Below are 17,671 nucleotides of genomic sequence, written 5' to 3'. Positions count from 1 at the left end.
GATGCTCGGCACCCTGACCCTTCTTCTCTCCTGCCAGCTGGCGGGGGAACTGACCGCCCGCCTGCTGCATCTGCCCGTACCGGGACCGGTGATCGGCATGGTCCTGCTGTTCGTCGGCCTGCTGGTCCGCGGCGGCGTGCCGGAGCCGTTGCAGGAGACGGCGGGCGGCATCCTGCGCCACCTGTCGCTTCTCTTCGTTCCGGCGGGCGTCGGGGTGATGGCGCACCTGAACCGGCTGGAGGCGGAGGCCCTGCCCATCGCCGCCGCTCTGCTGGGCAGCACGCTGATCGGCGTCGCGCTGACCGCCTGGGTGATGAGCGTGCTGAGCCGCCGCGGTCCCGACGCCGAAACCGGCCATGGAGAGGACGCGTCATGAGCCCCGATTTCCACGAAATCTGGGTCTATCTGTCGGCCAGCCCGCTCGCCGGCCTGACCCTGACGCTGGCCGCCTATCAGGCGGGGATGTGGGTGTTCGAGCGGTTTGGGCGGCGGCCCGCGCTGAACCCGGTGATGATCGCGGTGCTGCTGATCGCCGCGACGCTGATGGTGGCGGGGATCGACTACCGCACCTACTTCGACGGCGCGCAGTTCGTGCATTTCCTGCTCGGCCCCGCCACGGTGGCGCTGGCGGTCCCGCTCTACCGCCAGTTCCAGCAGGTCCGCCGCTCCGCCGTGGCGCTGCTGGTCGCCCTGCTGACCGGTTCCGCCGCGTCGGCCTTGAGCGCCGTCGCCATCGCCTGGGCGCTGGGCGCGTCGGAGCGGACCATGCTGTCGCTGGCGCCGAAGTCGGTGACCTCCCCCATCGCCATGGGCGTGTCGGAGCAGATCGGCGGGCTGCCCTCCCTCACCGCGGTCTTCGTGATCCTGACCGGGATCATCGCCGCCTCCTTCGGCACCTGGGTCCTGAACCTCGTCCGGGTGACGGACTGGCGGGCGCGCGGCTTCGGGATGGGGGTGGCCGCCCACGGCATCGGCACCGCCCGCGCGCTTCAGGTCAACGAGGTGGCGGGGGCCTTCGCCGGGTTGGGGATGGGGCTGAACGGACTGGTGACGGCCATCCTTCTGCCGGTCCTCTACCGCCTGTTCTTCACGTGAAGCCCCGTTCCGCGACAGAAGATTTCATGGAATCGTGGCTTGACAGAGCAAGCCTGCCTGCGCAGAGTGTGGCCCATGACCCGCATCGACCACACGAACGCCCTTCTGCGACTTATCACCCCGGCGCTTTGAGCGTCCGGGTCGTCTGCGTTCGTCTGCCCTGTTCCCTGGTCGAAGTGTCTGTTTTCCCATGAGCACCTATTGCACGCGTCCTTTCGGCACGCGCCCTTGCGGGGTGAAGCGTGTCTCCCGGCTGGGGCCGGGGCTGCGACTTAGGAACGGTCGCTGAGCCGCCCGGCAGCTCGGCGACCGTAGTCCCGCCGGTCCCCACACGACACGAGACAACGCCCCGCCGCACAAACCGGGGCTCCCAAGGGATCACGAAGCGTCATGAACCACATCGCCACCCCCGCCGCCACTTCCGCCGCCAAGCATGAGAAGTACGTCCCCTTCGCCCCGGTGAAGCTGACCGACCGCCAGTGGCCGAACCGGACCATCGAGAAGGCGCCGGTCTGGTGCTCGGTGGACCTGCGCGACGGCAACCAGGCGCTGATCGAGCCGATGGGTCCGGACCGCAAGCGCGCGATGTTCGACGCGCTGCTGAAGATGGGCTTCAAGGAGATCGAGATCGGCTTCCCCGCCGCCTCGCAGACCGATTTCGACTTCTGCCGCGAGATCATCGAGGGCGGCAAGATCCCCGACGGCGTGACCATCCAGGTCCTGACCCAGGCCCGTGAGGAGCTGATCCGCCGCACCTTCGAGGGCATCAAAGGCGCCAAGCGCGCCATCGTCCACCTGTACAACTCGACCTCGGAGCTGCAGCGCCGCGTCGTCTTCGGGCTGGACCGCCAGGGCATCGTCGACATCGCCGTCGCCGGCACCAAGCTGATCAAGCAGCTGGCCGCCGAGCATCCGGAGACCGAGATCGTCCTGCAGTACTCGCCGGAGAGCTTCACCGGGACCGAGTTGGAGTTCGCCCTGGAGATCTGCGAGGCGGTGATGGAGACCTGGGGCGCCGACGCCACCAACAAGGTCATCCTGAACCTGCCGGCGACGGTGGAGATGTCGACCCCGAACATCCACGCCGACCAGATCGAGTGGTTCTGCCGCAACATGAAGAACCGCGACGCGGCGATCATCTCCCTGCACCCGCACAACGACCGCGGCACCGGCGTCGCGGCGGCGGAGCTGGGCATGCTGGCCGGCGCCGACCGCGTGGAAGGCACCCTGTTCGGCAACGGCGAGCGCACCGGGAACGTGGACGTCATCACGCTGGCGCTGAACCTGCTGACCCAGGGCGTCGATCCGGAGCTGCGCATCGACGACATCAACGAGATCGTCCGCGTCGCCGAATACTGCACGCAGCTGCCCGTCCATCCCCGCCACCCCTACGCGGGCGAGCTGGTCTTCACGGCCTTCTCCGGCTCGCACCAGGACGCCATCAACAAGGGGCTGAAGGCGCTGGCCAAGTCCAACCACGGCACGTGGGAGGTTCCGTACCTGCCCATCGACCCGCAGGACCTGGGCCGCAGCTACGAGGCGGTGATCCGCATCAACAGCCAGTCGGGCAAGGGCGGCATCGCCTATGTGCTGGAGAAGGATTACGGCATCCAGATCCCGCGCCGCCTGCAGATCGAGTTCTCCAAGACGGTGCAGCGCATCGCCGACGAGACCGGCAAGGAGCTGGCGCCCGCCGACATCCACAACGCCTTCAAGGCGGAGTATCTGGACATCGACGCCCCGCTGGCCCTGATCGAGCATTCGACCGAGCCGCGCGGCCCGAACTCCGGCGCCCGCGTGCTGAACGTGGTGGTGTCGCGTGACGGCGTGGTCAGCACGCTGAAGGGCTCGGGCAAGGGTCCGATCGACGCCTTCCTGGACGCGCTGCGCCAGGGCACCGGCATCGACCTGCATGTGGTGGACTACCGCGAGCACGCGGTCGGCGAGGGCGAGGACGCCCAGGCCTGCGCCTATGTCGAGGTGAAGACCAAGGACGAGCGCACGCTGTTCGGCGTCGGCATGGACGCGGACATCGTGACCGCCTCGCTGCGCGCCCTGGTCAGCGCCGCCAACCGCGCCGCGCGGTAAGGGGTTCGGGGAAAAGGAAAAGGGGCGCCCGGTGGGGCGCCCCTTTTTTGTTGGTGCGGTGGGGAGTGGCCGAGACGGGCCCCCACCCTGACCCTCCCCCGCTGCGCAGGGGAGGGAAACTTGGCAAACTTGCCCTCCCCTGCGAAGCGGGGGAGGGAGGGACCCACGCGCAAGCGTGGGAGGGTGGGGGCACCGCCGCGGCACCCCCTCCCCCATCACCCCTCGATGCGCGAGAAATCCGCCACCGCGTTCAGCGTCGCCCGGATCTGGCTGAGCAGCCGCAGGCGGTTGGCGCGCAGGTCGGCCTGTTCGGCGTTCACCGTCACCTTGTCGAAGAAGGCGTCCACCGGGCCGCGCAGGCGGGCCAGCGCCGCCATGGTGCCGGTGAAGTCCTCCTTCGCCAGCAGCGGCCGGGCCGTCTCGCCGGCACCGGACAGGGCGCCGTAGAGGTCCTTTTCCTCCGCCAGCGTCAGCAGGGCCGGATCGACCGGCTGGTCGTAGGCCTTACCGTCCTTCTTCTCCTCGATGCGGACGATGTTGCTGGCGCGCTTGTAGGCGGCGAGCAGGTTCGCCCCCTCCTCCGACCCGACGAAGGCCTGGAGCGCCTTCACGCGGGCCAGCAGCCGGACAAGGTCGTCCTCGCCGCCGAGCGCGAACACCGCATCCACCAGATCATGCCGCACGCCCTGATCGCGTAGCGTCACCTTCAGGCGGTCAGCGAAGAAGGCCAGAAGCTCCTTTAGAGCAACATCATACCTAGGAATTACTTTCTCATTAATGTCCTTGATAACGGGGTCGTCATAATCACGACCAGCAGAAACAGTTGCTTCACTAAAAATGTTAGACGCGTTATGCCCATAGACTTTCACAAAGCCCTTATGAGCCTCATGCAAGCTACCTAGTTGCTCATGCATGCGTGCTATGATTTCGCGCTCAATGTAAGAACGCGCATTAGGCACAAGCAGCGACCAAAGAGAAACCCGCAGCCCGTTCTCCAGGATCAGCCGGATGATGCCCAGCGCGGCGCGGCGCAGGGCATAAGGGTCCTTCGACCCCGTCGGCTTCTCGTCGATGGCGAAGAAGCCGACCAGCGTGTCGAGCTTGTCGGCCAGCGCCACGGCGACCGACACCGGGGCGGTCGGGCAGGAGTCGGACGGGCCGAGCGGCTTGTAATGCTCGGCAATCGCCTCGGCGACCGCCGGGTTCTCGCCCTCGCCCAGCGCGTAGTAGCGGCCCATGATGCCCTGGACCTCGGGGAACTCGCCGACCACCTCGGTCACGAGGTCCGCCTTGGACAGCAGGGCGGCGCGGGTCGCGGCGTCCGCGTCGGCGCCGATGGCGCGGGCGATCTCGGCGGCCAGGACCTGGACGCGCGTGACCTTCTCCGCCACCGTGCCGAGCTTGGCGTGGAAAGTGATGGCGCCCAGCTTGGACACGCGGTCTTCCAGCTTCGTCTTGCGGTCCTGGTCCCAGAAGAACTTGGCGTCGGACAGGCGGGCACGCAGAACGCGCTCGTTGCCGGCAACGATCGCCTTGCCGCCGTCCGCCGTCACCGTGTTGGCAACCACGACGAAGCGCGGGGCCATCTTTCCGGACTGGTCCAGCAGGGCGAAATACTTCTGGTGCGTGCGCATGGAGGTGATGAGGACCTCCGACGGCACGTCCATGAACTGCTCGTCGATGGTGCCGACCAGGGCGACCGGCCATTCGACAAGGCCGGCGACCTCTTCCAGCAGCCCGTCGTCGGGGGAGAGGGTCAGCCCCTCCGTCGCGGCGAGCGCCTCGGCGTCGGCCTTGATCTTGGCCTTGCGCTCGGCACGGTCGAGCACGACGTGGGCGGCGCGCAGCTTGGCCTTGTAATCGGCGAAATCGGTGACCGTGAAGGCGTCCGGCGACAGGAAGCGGTGGCCGCGGGTGCTGTTGCCGAACACCAGCTTGCCCTGGGCGCCGCCGAGGTCGAAGGAGCCCTCCAGCACCGCGCCGCCGAACAGCGCGATGATCGAGTGCAGAGGACGCACCCAGCGCACGGTGCCGGTGCCCCAGCGCATCGACTTCGGCCAGGGGAAGTCGCCCATGACCGCCGGGATGATCTCGGCCAGCACCTCGGCGGTGGCGCGGCCCTTCTTCTCCGCCACGGCGAAGTAGAAGACGCCTTTTCCGGTGTCGCGCTGCTCGCACTGGTCGAGGCTGGTCAGGCCGGCGGACTTCAGGAAGCCGGCGACCGCCTGCTCGGGCGCGCCGACGCGCGGCCCCTTCTTCTCCTCGCGGACGTCGGCGGTGCGCTCGGGCAGGCCGTCGATCACCAGCGCGAGGCGGCGGGGGGTGGAATGGGCCTCGGCCTTCTCGAAGGACAGGCCGTTGGCGGCCAGCTTCTCGGTGACGAGGCGCTTGAGGTCGTCCGCCGCGCGCGCCTGCATGCGGGCCGGGATTTCCTCGGAGAAGAATTCGATCAGAAGTTCGGGCATGGTTTTACTTGGCCCCCCCGGCGGTCCACGCCTCGCAGCAGGCTTTCGCCAGCGCGCGCACACGGCCGATGTAGGCGGCGCGCTCCACGACGCTGATGACGCCGCGCGCGTCCAGCAGGTTGAAGAGGTGCGACGCCTTGATGCACTGGTCGTAGGCCGGCAGCGCGACGCCCTTGGCGATCAGCGACTGGCACTCCGCCTCGGCGTCCTTGAAATGCTGGAGCAGCATGTCGGTGTTGGCGTGCTCGAAGTTGTGGGCCGAATACTCGACCTCGGCGCGCTTGAACACGTCGCCGTACTTCACGCCCTGGCCGTTGAAGTCCAGGTCGTAGACGTTCTCTACGCCCTGCACATACATGGCCAGACGCTCCAGCCCGTAGGTCAGCTCGACCGCGACCGGGTCGCACTCGATGCCGCCGACCTGCTGGAAGTAGGTGTACTGGGTGACCTCCATGCCGTCGCACCAGACCTCCCAGCCGAGGCCCCAGGCGCCCAGCGTCGGGCTTTCCCAGTCGTCCTCGACGAATCGGATGTCGTGCAAGCCGGGGTCGATGCCCAGCACCTTCAGGCTTTCCAGATACAGCTCCTGCGGGTTGGCCGGCGAGGGCTTCAGGATCACCTGATACTGGTAGTAGTGCTGGAGCCGGTTCGGGTTCTCGCCGTAGCGGCCATCCTTCGGGCGGCGCGAGGGCTGCACATAGGCCGCCTTCCACGGCTGCGGGCCAAGCGCGCGCAGCGTCGTCGCCGGGTGGAAGGTGCCCGCACCCACCTCCATGTCGTAGGGCTGGAGGATCACGCAGCCCTGCTCCGACCAGAACTGGTGGAGCTTGAGGATCAGGGCCTGAAAGGACAGGCCGCGGCTGTCTTGGGAAGACCCGCTCGGGGAGGCCATCGGCGGTCACTTATGATTGGTGTGGAAAAACGCGCCGCACGATACGCGGCGGTATCCCCGGAATCAAGCGCCCGCCTGGGTTTAAGGTTCAGCGCCCGTAGGGGCAGACCGGCCGGCCGCAGGCCACGGCGGAGCGCGGGGCGACGTAGGCGCCGCATTCCGGGCACTTCTCCATGTCCTCCGCGGCCAGTTGGGACGAGCCGCCGCCGCTGGTGGAGGCGGGCTTTCCGGAGCCGCGACGCTCCCGCTCGCGCAGGCGCTCCCGTCCGACCGCGCCGACGCGGTTGTACCAGCGCCAGCCGAACCACACGGCGCCGATCACCAGCGCCAGGAACAGGATTTTGGACAAGCTGAACATGGAAGCAGGATTAGGGGGTGCGGGGCCGCCCGGTCAAGAGCGGCCTTCACCCCGAACGCACCCCGAACGGTTGAAGCATCGAAAATGGATCGAACATCGAAAGAAGCGCCCGTCCAGCGCAAAGAATCCTTGTCGTCCGCAGCGGAAGCGGCACCTAATGGATGAAAACCGCGCGCAGAGGAGACGCAACGTCATGAACGCCAGCGCCTATCCGGTCATCGTCCGCCCCCTGCCCCCGGAGCAGGGTGTCGGCTATGTGGCCGAGGTGCCCGACCTGCCGGGCTGCACCGCGGGCGGCGCCACCCCCGCCGACGCCAGCACGGCGGCGCTCGACGCCATCGCCGCCTGGATCGAGAACGCCCGCCGCACCGGCGCGCCGGTCCCGCCGCCGTCGGAGCGTTTGCGCGAAGTCACCCAGTGAGAGTCTGGGATATTTCCAACGGGGCATAAGCCCTTGCACAGGGCCCCCACCCTAGCCCTCCCCCGCTGCGCAGGGGAGGGAACTCCGCCGCACGACCCTCAATCCCCTCCCCTGCGTCAGCGGGGGAGGGTCAGGGTGGGGGCCTCACGGCGACCACAAACCGAAAAAACTCAAAGGCCGTAGCGCGACCAGAGCGCGCGCTCCTCGACAGCGGACAGAGCCGCCGCGGGGAGGTCCGCCGCAAGACGATCCAGCACGGCCGTGCCCACCGGCGCATCCACGCGGAAGCCCATGCGGCGGAACCAGCGCCGGTCCTCCTGCACCACGCGCAGCCGGACCTTTTCGCCGAAGCGGCCGCGCAGCACGCTGCGCAGGTCGCCGATGCCGTCGATCAGCCCCAGTTCCAGCGCGCGCCGACCCGCCCAGAAGGCGCCGGAGAACAGCTCCTCCTCGGCCCCGGACAGGCGGGCGCCGCGGCGGTCGCGCACCATCGCCTTGAAGGCGTCGTGGATCTCCGCCTGGATCGCCTTGAGATGGGCCACCCCGTCCTCCCGCTCCGGCGAGAAGGGGTCGAGGATCACCTTCTTGTCGCCCGCGGTGTAGAGCCGCCGCTCGATGCCGTAGCGCTCGATGAACTCGTGCGCGCCGAAGCCGGCGGACACCACGCCGATGGAGCCCAGGATGCTGCTCTCATCCGCCCAAATCTCGTCCGCGGCGCAGGCCAGCCAGTAACCGCCGGAGGCCGCCGCGTCCTCGCAGAAGGCGAAGACCGGCACCTTCTTCTCGGTGGCGAGGTCGCGGATGCGCTTGGCGATCAGCGCCGACTGCACCGGCGACCCGCCCGGCGAGTTGACGACCAGCGCCACCGCCGCCTGCCCCTTCGGCGCGAAGGCGCGTTCGATCAGCCCGGCCATGCTGGACATGGTCAGGCCCTGGCGGAAGGCTCCGGCCTGGCCGATGACACCGGACAGGCGGAGGACGGACACGATCGGCCCGGCGTCGCGCCAGGGGCCGAACGGGAGTTTGGCGAGCAGCTTCGTCATGTTCATCGCCGGTTGAAATGGTGCCGCTGAGGCTGGATTGAAAGCGCCGACTTACGGGATCAACGGTTCCATGTCGCGCAGAATCCTTTGCGCCTGCCCGCCATAGGCGCCGTCGGGGCCGTGCAGCACCAGCCCGGCGGTGAAACGGGCCGGCGAGCGCCCTCCCTTCCGGGCCGCCACCAGGAGGCGCCGCGCCTCCTCCCCCGCCTTCGGCCAGAGCGGGACGAGCGTCAGGGAGCCGAATCGGGTGCCATGCAGCGCGGCCAGGATCTCGTCCACCCGGTCGGCGCGGTGCACCATGGTCAGCGTGCCGCGCGGCTTCAGCATCGCGGCGGCGAAGCGCACCCAGTCGGCCAGCCTCGCCTCCCCCTCCACGTTCGCGGCGGCCTTCCAGGGATCGGGCGGGACGCTGGCCGCCCCGGCGCGCAGATAGGGCGGGTTCATCATCACCCGGTCGAAGGTTCCGGGAATCAGCTCCGGCGGCGGGGCCAGCAGGTCGCCCTCAAGGACGCCCACCCGGCTTTCCAGCCCGTTGAGGGCGGCGTTGCGCCGGGCGAATTCCGCCGCCTCCGCCCGTTTCTCCAGCCCGACGACCACGACACCCGGCACGCGGGCGGCGAGGCACAGCGCCGCCGCCCCGGTGCCGGTGCCGACGTCCAGCACCCGTTCCCCCGCCCCGGCGGCGGTGAATGCTGCGAGCAGCACGGGGTCGATGGCGGCGCGGTAGCCGGCCTGCGGCTGGTGCAGGCGGACGCGCCCTTCGAGAAGCGTGTCGAACGCCGCGGCGCTTTCCATCGTCACGCCCCCAGCTCCTCCCCAGCGTCGCGCAGCAGGCGGCAGGCGGCGGCGTGATCCTCCTCGGCCACCATCAGGCGGCGGGGGATGGCGCCGATGGAGCCCTCCAGGATGCTGGTGTGGGTGTCCAGCACGATCCCCTCGATTCCCGCGTCGTTCAGCAGGGCGAGAAGCCAGCTCAGACGGACCGGATCGGTGGTGCGCAGAAGTTCCTTCATGAAATCCCGGCTGTTCTGTGCCCTTATTCGCCTTGCGGACTTGACCGAAGAGGCTATGCCGTTATGCTCCCTGCCGGAATTCGTCACGTCAATCATCATTGGAGTCGACCTTGGCGGTCGTGACCAACCTCGAGCCGAAACGGCGGAAGTCCACCCCGCTCGACGATCTGACCGCCCTGGTGGCCGATGACCTGAGCGCGGTGAACGAGATCATCGTCCAGCGGATGCATTCATCCGTCGATATGATCCCGCAGCTCGCCGGCTATCTCATCGCCGCCGGCGGCAAGCGCCTGCGCCCCGTCCTCACCCTCGCCGCCGCCGAGCTGTGCGGCTACAAGGGCGAGGACCACAAGATGCTGGCCGCGGTGGTGGAGTTCATCCACACCGCCACCCTGCTGCACGACGACGTCGTGGACGAGAGCGACCTGCGCCGCGGTCTCGCCTCGGCCAACGCGGTGTTCGGCAACAAGGCCAGCGTGCTGGTCGGCGACTTCCTGTTCTCCCGCAGCTTCGAGCTGATGGTGGAGGTCGGGTCGCTCGACGTGCTGCGCATCCTGTCCAAGGCGTCCGCGGTGATCGCCGAGGGCGAGGTGCTGCAGCTGCGCACCACCAACGACACCGAGACCAGCGAGCAGGCCTATCTGGAGGTCATCAAGGCCAAGACGGCGGAGCTGTTCGCCGCCGCCTGCCGCGTCGGCGCCGTGGTGGCCGCCCGCCCGCAGGCGGAGGAGCTGGCGCTCTACGACTACGGCATGAACCTGGGCATCGCCTTCCAGCTCGTCGACGATGTGCTGGACTATTCGGCCAAGCAGGCGAAGCTGGGCAAGACGGTCGGCGACGACTTCCGCGAGGGCAAGATCACCCTCCCCGTCGTGCTGGCCTTCCGCCGCGGCAACGACGAGGAGCGGGCCTTCTGGCGCCGCACCATGGAGGAGCTGGACCAGCAGGAGGGCGACCTGGAGCGCGCCCAGGAGCTGATGGCCAGGCACAACGCGCTGAAGGACACCGTGGAGCGCGCCCGCCACTACGGCTCCATCGCGCGCGACGCGCTGGGCCTGTTCCAGGACAGCCCGGTGAAGGCCGCCCTGCTGGAGGTGCTGGACTTCGTGATCGAGCGCGATTTCTAAGCTTCGGGAACTTTTTCGCCGCCGGGGGTGATTTTCACGTTGCAGCCCCCGGATCGAGCGGCTATATACGCGGCCCACGGTGACGCCGGCCACGGCGCAACCGACGGACCGGAGAGTAGCTCAGCCTGGTAGAGCACTGCTTTCGGGAGGCAGGGGCCGGAGGTTCGAATCCTCTCTCTCCGACCAGCACGACAAGGGCCGATGCGGAAACGCATCGGCCCTTTCGCTTTTCCGGCCCGGCCAACCAACCGTTGCGCCCGCCTTCCCGCCGGCTTTCGCGACCCGGCAAAAAAACATTCCGCAAATGCCGCTTATTCCCATTGCAGCCCGCGGGCAATGGGTCTATACACCCGCTCCACGGCGACGCTGGCGACGGCGGCACCGACTGGACCGGAGAGTAGCTCAGCCTGGTAGAGCACTGCTTTCGGGAGGCAGGGGCCGGAGGTTCGAATCCTCTCTCTCCGACCAACACGACAAGGGCCGATGCGGCGACGCATCGGCCCTTTCGCTTTTCCGCTCCGCCGCCGCGGCACAGGCCGCGCTCCCGCCTGTTGTCTTTGGCAAGCGACACAAGACGGGGAGCGGACCCATGGAACAGGCGATCGGACAGGAACCCCACGCGGCGGGCGGGCCGGTGGGGACGGAGATCGATCCCAAGGCCGTGGTGGTGTCCCGCGCGGTGCGCGACCTGCTACAGCCCCACGGCTTCCGCCCCCGCGACATCGGCAGCGGCCTGGGCGGCGGCATGGCCTGGAACCGGCGCGGCGGCGACGACACCCACGAGATGATCACCTGCAATGGACGGTTGTCCGGTGACCCCGAGCGGGCGGAATGGACCGCCGGGCGCTACGGCAACCGCGGCGGCTTCGTGGAGGTCACCGGCCTGACGCTGCGCGGCGCGCTGGACGCCGTCGCCGTGCTCCCCCGCCCGGTGCGGGTGGACGGTTCGCTGGCCGAGGGCATCTACCCGTCGCTGGAGGACGCCCTCGACGACATCGCGTGACGGCTATTTCAGGGCTTCGTCGATCTCCACCTGATAGCCTTTGGCGAGGCGGTTGGTCTCGTTGGCCATGCCGATGACGGCCATCAGCTCGCCGAACTGGGCGTCGGTCATGCCGGCGCGGCGCGCGGCGGCCTCGTGCGAGCGGATGCAATAGTCGCAGCCGTTGGTCACGCTGACCGCGACGAAGATCATCTCCTTGACCAGCGGGTCCAGCGCGCCGGGGGCCATCACCTCCTTCAGGCTTTCCCAGGTGCGCTTCAGCGTGGGCGGATGATGGGCGGCCATCTTCCAGAAATTGTTGACGTCCGGCACGTTGCGGGCCGCCTTGATGTCGTCGTAGACGGCGCGCACCTCGGGAGCGGCGTCGACGTGCTCGATGGGCTTCAGGGGCATGCTGGATGGTCTCCGCGGCAGCGTTGGCATGGTTGGGGGCACCGGCTCGCCGCATTCTCGCCGCTTCCGCAGAGCAGGGCCATGGGGAATGGCTTGGGCCCCACCCTCACCCCGCTGAAAGTCATAGGGCTGCCGGAAAGTTCGGGTTGCCCCGGCTGCCGTGTACCGTCATAGCTTCCTGACCCCGGTGGCCCGCGCATGGCGCCCCGCCCCATCGCCACCCATGATCGCCCTCCCCGCCGCCCCCCCGCAGCCCATGCCTCTTCGTTACCTCGACGCCCTGGCAACCGAATCGGCGGGAATGGTGCGCCTTCTGCGCATCCTCCTGGTGGCATCCGTCCTGCTTCCCACGCTGCTGTTCACAGCCATCGCTTGGCGCGACTTTCACGAGGAGGAAGCGCAGGCCGAGCGCAACATCCGCAAGACCGTGCTGATCCTGCACGAGCACATGCAGAAGGTTTTCGACACGGTCGAACAGGTCCTGGACCGGCTGGACGAGCGGACCGCCGGCATGAGCTGGGACGAGATCGGCCGTTCCGATGATCTGCATGGCTATCTAAGGACTCTGGTCGAAGAGGTCCCGCAGATCGGCGTTGTCGGGCTGGTCGATCCCAACGGCGCGCTGCGCAACGACAACCGCCTGTTCCCGGCCCCGTTGATCAACGTCGGCGACCGGGAGTATTTCCGCATCCAGGCGGCCGGTGACGCCAGCATCTTCGTCAGCGAGGCGATCACCGGGCGCGGGTCGGGCAAGCGGCAGTTCAACGTCACGCGCCGCCGCGCCGCCGGGGGCGGCCCGGAAGGGCCGTTCAACGGCGTGCTGCTGACCGCGGTGCTGACCGATTATCTGGCCGATTTCTATCAACTCGTCGTCGGCGGTCCGAAGGAGTCGATCTCCCTCGTCCGCCGCGACGGCTCGGTTCTGGTCCGTTTCCCCTCAATGGGCGACCGTCAGGCCCGTCATGCCGCGGACAGCTTCCTGCTCGGCGCCATGGCGGCCGGGAAGACCGAAGGTGTATTCCGCACACGGGGCCGCCTCGACGGCGTGGCGAGGCTCAACGGCTTCATGCAGGTCGCGCCCTACCCGATCTACGTCACCTACGGCATCCCGATCGCCGAGATCCGGGCCGGCTGGGTGCACAACGTCCTGACATACGCTGCCTTCACCGTGCCGGCGATGCTGGCTCTGATCGGCATCACCCTGTTGGCGCTGCGCCGCGCGCAGAGCGAGATGCGCGCCGTCCGCCGCTGGACCGAAGAGGCCCGCGCCCGCGAATCGCTGGAGAACGCGCTGCGCCAGTCGCAGAAGCTGGAGGCATTGGGCCAGTTGACCGGAGGCGTCGCCCACGACTTCAACAACCTGCTGACCGCCGCCCTGGCCAATCTGCATCTGATGGAACGGCATCTGCCTGGGGAGGGCGCGCGCTATCTGGACGGCACCCGCACCGCGCTGAACCGCGCCCGGACCCTGACCGGGCAGTTGCTGGCCTTCTCGCGTCAGGAGGCGGTGGACCCCAAGGTGATCGATCTGGGCGACGCCCTGCGCGCCATGGCCGATCTGCTGGAACGCTCCATCCGCGCCGACATCGCGCTGGATTGGGCGCTTCCCAGCGCCCCGCTGCGGGTGGAGGTGGACCCCGTCCAGCTGGAACTGGCGGTGCTGAACCTCGTGGTGAACGCCCGCGACGCGATGCCGACGGGCGGACGCATCCGCATCGCCGTCCGGCAGGAGGAAACGTCTGACGGCCCGCTGGCCGTTCTGGAGATCACCGACACCGGCGGCGGCATGCCCTCGGAGGTCGCCGCCCGCGCCTTCGAGCCTTTCTTCACCACCAAGCCGCACGGCAAGGGGACGGGCCTGGGGCTGTCGATGGTCTACGGCTTCGCCCGGCAGTCGGGCGGCAACGCGACCATTTCCAGCGCGCCGCGCCGCGGCACGGTGGTCCGCGTGACCCTCCCGGTGTCCGACCGGCTGCCGGAGCCGGAAGCGGTGCCGGACGCGGCGGAGGAGGCGCCACGCGGCCCGGTCCGCCTGCTGGTGGTCGAGGACAACGCGCTGGTCCTGATGGCCACCGTGGAAGGGCTGACCCAGGAGGGCTTCGAGGTGGAGACCGCCGACCACGGCGCCGCCGCGCTGGAGATCCTGGAGCAGGACGCGGCCTTCGACGCGATCGTGACCGACGTGGTCATGCCCTACGGCGTATCGGGAATCGATCTGGCACGACGGGTCCAGGAGCGCTGGCCCGGCATCCGGGTCCTGCTGATTTCCGGCTACAGCCCCGAATCGCTGACCGGCCTGCGGGCCGACGCCGCCGTCCTGCCCAAGCCCTTCACCCCGGACCAGCTCGCCGCCCGCATCCGTGCCCTGCTCCGCTCCGCGAAGACCGCCTGACCGGGGCTGTTCTGAGCGGACGGGAGGGTCAGAGCAGAACGCTGATGAACATCGGCGCCCACAGCACCGCCGACCAGATCAGCCCCAGGAAGATGCCGTGGGTAAGGTCGGTGAAGGTCGGTTCCGACAGGCAGTGCATGCGCCAGAACGCTTCGCGGTCGTTCATGCCCTGACGCTGCCCCTGACGCTGCGGGGTGTGGTTCTGAGCGTCCTTCATGACCGTTTCCTTGCTGGGGGCCAAATGGAAGGAACCAGCGAAGGGCGCCGCGGTTCCGCGCCGCGACGGGAACAATGGTGGGACGGGATGGGGCATGCCGAAAAGGAAAAGGCCTCCCTGTCCTTTCGGACGGGAGGCCTTCCGGTCGGATGGGATGAGCCGCTTACTTGGTGCGGATCATCGGGGTGAGCTGGTCGCCCCAGTTGCCCGTCGCGTTGTGATAGCGGGCCGTGCGCATCAGCTCGACCGTCACGCCGGCCTCCACGGCCTTGACGACGGCGTCGTTCAGGCGGTGCAGGCTGTTGGCGAGGACGCGGATGGCGCTTTCCTGCTCGTCCGTGAGGTTCGAACGCTCGTCCGGCGGCGCATCCTGGAAACCCGACTGATTCGTCATGCGGCTATCCTTCCCTTGTTCTCCGGCCCGGGTCTTGCGGCCCCGGCTCTGCCCTGGTTCACCGGCGCCGTTGCGCCGGCATGGCCGGGTGCTGCGCTGCAAACCCGGCATTAACGTCTTAACACATCACGCGCCGGTAGCAAGGGCGCGGCAAGACAACCTCGTTCGAAAGAGTCATGCCTCCCGCGGCAGAGTGCCGCTGTCCGGGGATGCCGGATGGGGGAAGGACCCCGCCGAACTTCAATCGCGCTGCGTTCGATGGACGGCGTTTGATCCGGGCGCGCTCCCGGCCTAGCTTGGCTGTCCAAAGGCAGACGCCGACAAGAACGATCCGCAGCCGATACAACGAAGAAAGACAGGACCATGGCCGACACCGCGACCGATTCCCGCTCCGTCGCCTTTCTGGGGCTTGGCACCATGGGCTTTCCCATGGCCGGCCATCTGGCCGTCCGGGGCGGCCACCGGGTAACCGTCTTCAACCGCACCGCAGCCAAGGCCGAGGCCTGGACCGCCCGCTTCGGCGGCGCCAGCGCCGCCACCCCGGCCGCCACCCCGGCCGAGGCCGCCCGCGACGCCGAGGTGGTCTTCCTCTGCGTCGGCGGCGACGACGACGTGCGGGCGGTGGCCGGCGAGGCGATGGACGCCATGAAGCCCGGCACGATCATCGCCGACCATTCCACCGTCTCAGCCACCGTCTCGCGCGAGATGGCCGAGCTGGCCCGCAAGCGCGGCCTGTTCTTCCTCGACGCGCCGGTGTCCGGCGGGCAGGCCGGAGCGGAGAACGGCGTGCTGACGGTAATGGTGGGTGGTGACGCCGACGCCTTCGCCCGCACCCAGCCGCTGATGGCCTGCTACGGCCGCTCCGTCACCCACATGGGTCCGGCGGGCGCCGGTCAGCTGACCAAGATGGTCAACCAGATCTGCATCGCCGGGCTGCTGCAGGGGCTGGCCGAGGGCATGGCCTTCGCGCAGAAGGCGGGTCTGGACGGGCACAAGGTCGTGGACGTGATCGGAAAGGGAGCGGCGCAGTCGTGGCAGATGGACAACCGCGCCAAGACGATGCTGGACGGCAAATTCGACTTCGGCTTCGCCGTGGACTGGATGCGCAAGGACCTGGGCATCGTCCTGGGCGAAGCCCGCAACAACGGCGCCACCCTGCCCGTCACCGCCCTGGTGGACCAGTTCTACGCCGAGGTGCAGGCGATGGGCGGCAACCGCCTGGACACCTCCAGCCTGATGACGCGCCTGACGCGCTGAACGAGACGCGCTGAACGAAACGCGCTGACCGGAAGGAAGCTGGGAGCGCCGCGGCGCTCCCCTCGCCCTATCCTCAGATGCGGACGACCTTGCCGGGGTTCATCCGGTTCTCCGGATCGAAGGCGCGCTTCAGCTCGCCCATCACGGCGAAGGCGTCGCCGGCCTCCTTCTCCAGGAACTCCATCTTGCCGTAGCCGATGCCATGCTCGCCGGTGCAGGTGCCGCCCATGGCAAGCGCCCGGTCGACCATGCGGTCGTTCAGGCGCTTGGCCTCGGCCAGCTCCTCCGGCTTGTCGGGGTCGATGACGTAGACGAGGTGGAAGTTGCCGTCGCCGACATGGCCGACCAGCGGGGCCAGCATCGAGGATTCGGCGATGTCCTTCTTGGTCTCCAGGATGCAGTCGGCCAGCCGCGAGATCGGCACGCAGACGTCGGTCGGCCAGCCCTTGGAGCCGGGGCGCAGCGCCAGCGCCGCGTAATAGCCGTCGTGGCGGGCCTGCCAGAGCTTGGAGCGGTCCTCCGGACGGGTCGCCCAGGTGAATTCGCTGCCGCCGAACTCCGCGGCGATGGCCGCGACCATCTCCGCCTGCTCCTTCACCCCGGCGGCGGTGCCGTGGAACTCGAAGAACAGGGTCGGGGCGACCGTGTAGTCCAGCTTGGAGTACTTGTTCACCGCGTCCATCTGGACCTCGTCCAGCAGCTCGATGCGGGCGACCGGGATGCCGGACTGGATCGTCTGGATCACCGTGTCCACGGCGCCGCGGATGTCGTTGAACGGGCAGACCGCCGACGAGATCGCTTCCGGAATGCCGTAGAGGCGCAGCGTCACCTCGGTGATGATGCCGAGCGTGCCTTCCGCCCCGACGAACAGGCGGGTCAGGTCGTAGCCGGCGGCGGACTTGCGGGCGCGCCCGCCGGTCTTGATGATCCGGCCGTCGGCCAGCACCACGGTCAGCCCCAGCACGTTCTCGCGCATGGTACCATAGCGCACGGCGTTGGTGCCGCTGGCGCGGGTCGAGGCCATGCCGCCCAGCGAGGCGTCGGCGCCGGGGTCAATGGGGAAGAACAGGCCGGTGTCGCGCAGATGCTCGTTGAGCTGCTTGCGGGTCACGCCGGCCTGGACGGTGACGTCGAGGTCCTCCGGGCTGACGCGCAGGACCTCCTTCATGTTCGACACGTCGATGCAGACGCCGCCGGCCAGCGCCGCGACGCCACCCTCCAGCGACGTGCCGGTGCCGAAGGGGATGATCGGGAGCTTGTGCTTGGCGCAGAGCGTGACGATGGCGCTGACCTCCTCGGTGGAGGTGGCGAAGGCGACGCCGTCGGGCGGGAAGTTGGGGTGGTAGGATTCGTCCTTGCCGTGATGCTCGCGCACCGCCGCGGCGGTGGTGAAGCGGTCCCCGAGCAGGGCCTTGAACTCGGCCTTCATCTCGTCGGTGAAGGCGACGCGAGGCTGGGCGGCGGGTACGGCGGTCATGGACGAATCTCCCCGGGGGTCCTTTTGGCACGGTGA

At 68.7% G+C, this 17,671-nt stretch carries 18 protein-coding genes and 2 tRNA genes; 10 read left to right on the top strand and 10 right to left on the bottom strand.

Annotated features, from left to right (window positions below):
• The first annotated feature begins 1 nt into the window (after window position 1).
• The 3 genes from FHW79_RS05330 to leuA all read left to right on the top strand — a co-directional run bounded on the left by FHW79_RS05330 (window position 2) and on the right by leuA (window position 3,183).
• Window positions 2–376 (top strand): CidA/LrgA family protein, encoded by a 375-nt coding sequence (locus FHW79_RS05330; RefSeq protein WP_183177974.1) that lies wholly within the window; start codon window positions 2–4, stop codon window positions 374–376.
• On the top strand, window positions 373–1,095 hold the full coding sequence (locus tag FHW79_RS05325; RefSeq protein ID WP_094301991.1) for an LrgB family protein: 723 nt from the start codon (window positions 373–375) through the stop codon (window positions 1,093–1,095). Before FHW79_RS05330 ends, FHW79_RS05325 begins: the two co-directional genes overlap by 4 nt.
• 390 nt (window positions 1,096–1,485) lie before the next feature.
• On the top strand, window positions 1,486–3,183 hold the full coding sequence (leuA, locus tag FHW79_RS05320) for a 2-isopropylmalate synthase (RefSeq protein ID WP_183177973.1): 1,698 nt from the start codon (window positions 1,486–1,488) through the stop codon (window positions 3,181–3,183).
• Between the two features lie 215 nt (window positions 3,184–3,398).
• Here the strand turns inward: leuA and glyS are convergent, their stop codons facing one another.
• The 3 genes from glyS to FHW79_RS05305 form a co-directional block, all read right to left on the bottom strand.
• Window positions 3,399–5,648, bottom strand: coding sequence for a glycine--tRNA ligase subunit beta (gene glyS, locus FHW79_RS05315; protein ID WP_183177972.1), 2,250 nt, complete (start codon window positions 5,646–5,648; stop codon window positions 3,399–3,401).
• A 4-nt stretch (window positions 5,649–5,652) separates the two neighbouring features.
• Complete coding sequence (locus FHW79_RS05310) at window positions 5,653–6,540, bottom strand: glycine--tRNA ligase subunit alpha (RefSeq protein WP_145626780.1); 888 nt, start codon at window positions 6,538–6,540, stop codon at window positions 5,653–5,655.
• A gap of 88 nt (window positions 6,541–6,628) precedes the next feature.
• Window positions 6,629–6,898 carry a hypothetical protein gene (locus tag FHW79_RS05305; protein WP_183177971.1) on the bottom strand — a complete coding sequence of 90 codons (270 nt, stop codon included), beginning with the start codon at window positions 6,896–6,898 and terminating at the stop codon, window positions 6,629–6,631.
• A 193-nt stretch (window positions 6,899–7,091) separates the two neighbouring features.
• Here FHW79_RS05305 and FHW79_RS05300 point away from each other — a divergent pair, with 193 nt between their 5' ends.
• Window positions 7,092–7,319, top strand: a complete 228-nt coding sequence (locus FHW79_RS05300) for a type II toxin-antitoxin system HicB family antitoxin (protein ID WP_038526563.1) — start codon at window positions 7,092–7,094, stop codon at window positions 7,317–7,319.
• Between the two features lie 170 nt (window positions 7,320–7,489).
• Here FHW79_RS05300 and FHW79_RS05295 read toward each other — a convergent pair whose 3' ends face one another.
• The 3 genes from FHW79_RS05295 to FHW79_RS05285 are packed head-to-tail and all read right to left on the bottom strand — an operon-like array spanning window position 7,490 to window position 9,375.
• On the bottom strand, window positions 7,490–8,362 hold the full coding sequence (locus FHW79_RS05295) for a S49 family peptidase (protein ID WP_348984047.1): 873 nt from the start codon (window positions 8,360–8,362) through the stop codon (window positions 7,490–7,492).
• A gap of 51 nt (window positions 8,363–8,413) precedes the next feature.
• Window positions 8,414–9,157 (bottom strand): methyltransferase, encoded by a 744-nt coding sequence (locus FHW79_RS05290; RefSeq protein WP_183178305.1) that lies wholly within the window; start codon window positions 9,155–9,157, stop codon window positions 8,414–8,416.
• A 2-nt stretch (window positions 9,158–9,159) separates the two neighbouring features.
• Window positions 9,160–9,375 (bottom strand): DUF2007 domain-containing protein, encoded by a 216-nt coding sequence (locus FHW79_RS05285; RefSeq protein ID WP_183177969.1) that lies wholly within the window; start codon window positions 9,373–9,375, stop codon window positions 9,160–9,162.
• A 110-nt stretch (window positions 9,376–9,485) separates the two neighbouring features.
• Here FHW79_RS05285 and FHW79_RS05280 point away from each other — a divergent pair, with 110 nt between their 5' ends.
• The 4 genes from FHW79_RS05280 (at window position 9,486) to FHW79_RS05265 (ending at window position 11,505) form a co-directional block, all read left to right on the top strand.
• On the top strand, window positions 9,486–10,502 hold the full coding sequence (locus FHW79_RS05280; protein WP_183177968.1) for a polyprenyl synthetase family protein: 1,017 nt from the start codon (window positions 9,486–9,488) through the stop codon (window positions 10,500–10,502).
• A gap of 109 nt (window positions 10,503–10,611) precedes the next feature.
• Window positions 10,612–10,688 (top strand) — tRNA-Pro (locus tag FHW79_RS05275).
• A 205-nt stretch (window positions 10,689–10,893) separates the two neighbouring features.
• Window positions 10,894–10,970, top strand: a tRNA-Pro gene (locus FHW79_RS05270).
• A gap of 121 nt (window positions 10,971–11,091) precedes the next feature.
• Window positions 11,092–11,505 carry a hypothetical protein gene (locus tag FHW79_RS05265; protein ID WP_183177967.1) on the top strand — a complete coding sequence of 138 codons (414 nt, stop codon included), beginning with the start codon at window positions 11,092–11,094 and terminating at the stop codon, window positions 11,503–11,505.
• A 3-nt stretch (window positions 11,506–11,508) separates the two neighbouring features.
• On the opposite strand, the gene FHW79_RS05260 is transcribed toward FHW79_RS05265, so the two are convergent.
• Window positions 11,509–11,898 (bottom strand): carboxymuconolactone decarboxylase family protein, encoded by a 390-nt coding sequence (locus FHW79_RS05260; RefSeq protein WP_183177966.1) that lies wholly within the window; start codon window positions 11,896–11,898, stop codon window positions 11,509–11,511.
• 256 nt (window positions 11,899–12,154) lie between these two features.
• On the opposite strand from FHW79_RS05260, the gene FHW79_RS05255 reads away from it, so the two are divergent.
• Window positions 12,155–14,290 (top strand): hybrid sensor histidine kinase/response regulator, encoded by a 2,136-nt coding sequence (locus FHW79_RS05255; protein ID WP_183177965.1) that lies wholly within the window; start codon window positions 12,155–12,157, stop codon window positions 14,288–14,290.
• Window positions 14,291–14,318: 28 nt separating this feature from the next.
• Here FHW79_RS05255 and FHW79_RS05250 read toward each other — a convergent pair whose 3' ends face one another.
• Together FHW79_RS05250 and FHW79_RS05245 are read right to left on the bottom strand one after the other, a co-directional pair.
• Window positions 14,319–14,507 carry a hypothetical protein gene (locus FHW79_RS05250; protein ID WP_014241200.1) on the bottom strand — a complete coding sequence of 63 codons (189 nt, stop codon included), beginning with the start codon at window positions 14,505–14,507 and terminating at the stop codon, window positions 14,319–14,321.
• 163 nt (window positions 14,508–14,670) lie between these two features.
• The gene (locus FHW79_RS05245) at window positions 14,671–14,901 is read right to left on the bottom strand and encodes a hypothetical protein (RefSeq protein WP_014241201.1); all 231 of its coding nucleotides are present in this window, start codon (window positions 14,899–14,901) and stop codon (window positions 14,671–14,673) included.
• A gap of 363 nt (window positions 14,902–15,264) precedes the next feature.
• On the opposite strand from FHW79_RS05245, the gene FHW79_RS05240 reads away from it, so the two are divergent.
• Complete coding sequence (locus FHW79_RS05240; RefSeq protein WP_183177964.1) at window positions 15,265–16,158, top strand: NAD(P)-dependent oxidoreductase; 894 nt, start codon at window positions 15,265–15,267, stop codon at window positions 16,156–16,158.
• Between the two features lie 73 nt (window positions 16,159–16,231).
• On the opposite strand, the gene FHW79_RS05235 is transcribed toward FHW79_RS05240, so the two are convergent.
• Window positions 16,232–17,635, bottom strand: a complete 1,404-nt coding sequence (locus tag FHW79_RS05235; RefSeq protein WP_183177963.1) for an FAD-linked oxidase C-terminal domain-containing protein — start codon at window positions 17,633–17,635, stop codon at window positions 16,232–16,234.
• Window positions 17,636–17,671: the final 36 nt, after the last annotated feature.

It is taken from the genome of Azospirillum sp. OGB3 (assembly GCF_014192915.1).
Lineage (GTDB): Bacteria > Pseudomonadota > Alphaproteobacteria > Azospirillales > Azospirillaceae > Azospirillum.
Note: the sequence above shows the minus strand (reverse complement) of the source record. Positions and strands in the feature narration are given on the sequence as shown.

Coding starts and splice junctions, on each gene's coding strand:
- FHW79_RS05290 (WP_183178305.1), bottom strand. CDS start 9,157: ATGGAAAGCGCCGCGGCGTTCGACACGCTTCTCGAAGGGCGCGTCCGC.
- FHW79_RS05235 (WP_183177963.1), bottom strand. CDS start 17,635: ATGACCGCCGTACCCGCCGCCCAGCCTCGCGTCGCCTTCACCGACGAG.
- FHW79_RS05250 (WP_014241200.1), bottom strand. CDS start 14,507: ATGAAGGACGCTCAGAACCACACCCCGCAGCGTCAGGGGCAGCGTCAG.
- FHW79_RS05285 (WP_183177969.1), bottom strand. CDS start 9,375: ATGAAGGAACTTCTGCGCACCACCGATCCGGTCCGTCTGAGCTGGCTT.
- glyS (WP_183177972.1), bottom strand. CDS start 5,648: ATGCCCGAACTTCTGATCGAATTCTTCTCCGAGGAAATCCCGGCCCGC.
- FHW79_RS05305 (WP_183177971.1), bottom strand. CDS start 6,898: ATGTTCAGCTTGTCCAAAATCCTGTTCCTGGCGCTGGTGATCGGCGCC.
- FHW79_RS05240 (WP_183177964.1), top strand. CDS start 15,265: ATGGCCGACACCGCGACCGATTCCCGCTCCGTCGCCTTTCTGGGGCTT.
- FHW79_RS05325 (WP_094301991.1), top strand. CDS start 373: ATGAGCCCCGATTTCCACGAAATCTGGGTCTATCTGTCGGCCAGCCCG.
- FHW79_RS05255 (WP_183177965.1), top strand. CDS start 12,155: ATGCCTCTTCGTTACCTCGACGCCCTGGCAACCGAATCGGCGGGAATG.
- FHW79_RS05265 (WP_183177967.1), top strand. CDS start 11,092: ATGGAACAGGCGATCGGACAGGAACCCCACGCGGCGGGCGGGCCGGTG.
- FHW79_RS05295 (WP_348984047.1), bottom strand. CDS start 8,362: ATGACGAAGCTGCTCGCCAAACTCCCGTTCGGCCCCTGGCGCGACGCC.
- FHW79_RS05300 (WP_038526563.1), top strand. CDS start 7,092: ATGAACGCCAGCGCCTATCCGGTCATCGTCCGCCCCCTGCCCCCGGAG.
- FHW79_RS05245 (WP_014241201.1), bottom strand. CDS start 14,901: ATGACGAATCAGTCGGGTTTCCAGGATGCGCCGCCGGACGAGCGTTCG.
- FHW79_RS05330 (WP_183177974.1), top strand. CDS start 2: ATGCTCGGCACCCTGACCCTTCTTCTCTCCTGCCAGCTGGCGGGGGAA.
- leuA (WP_183177973.1), top strand. CDS start 1,486: ATGAACCACATCGCCACCCCCGCCGCCACTTCCGCCGCCAAGCATGAG.
- FHW79_RS05310 (WP_145626780.1), bottom strand. CDS start 6,540: ATGGCCTCCCCGAGCGGGTCTTCCCAAGACAGCCGCGGCCTGTCCTTT.
- FHW79_RS05260 (WP_183177966.1), bottom strand. CDS start 11,898: ATGCCCCTGAAGCCCATCGAGCACGTCGACGCCGCTCCCGAGGTGCGC.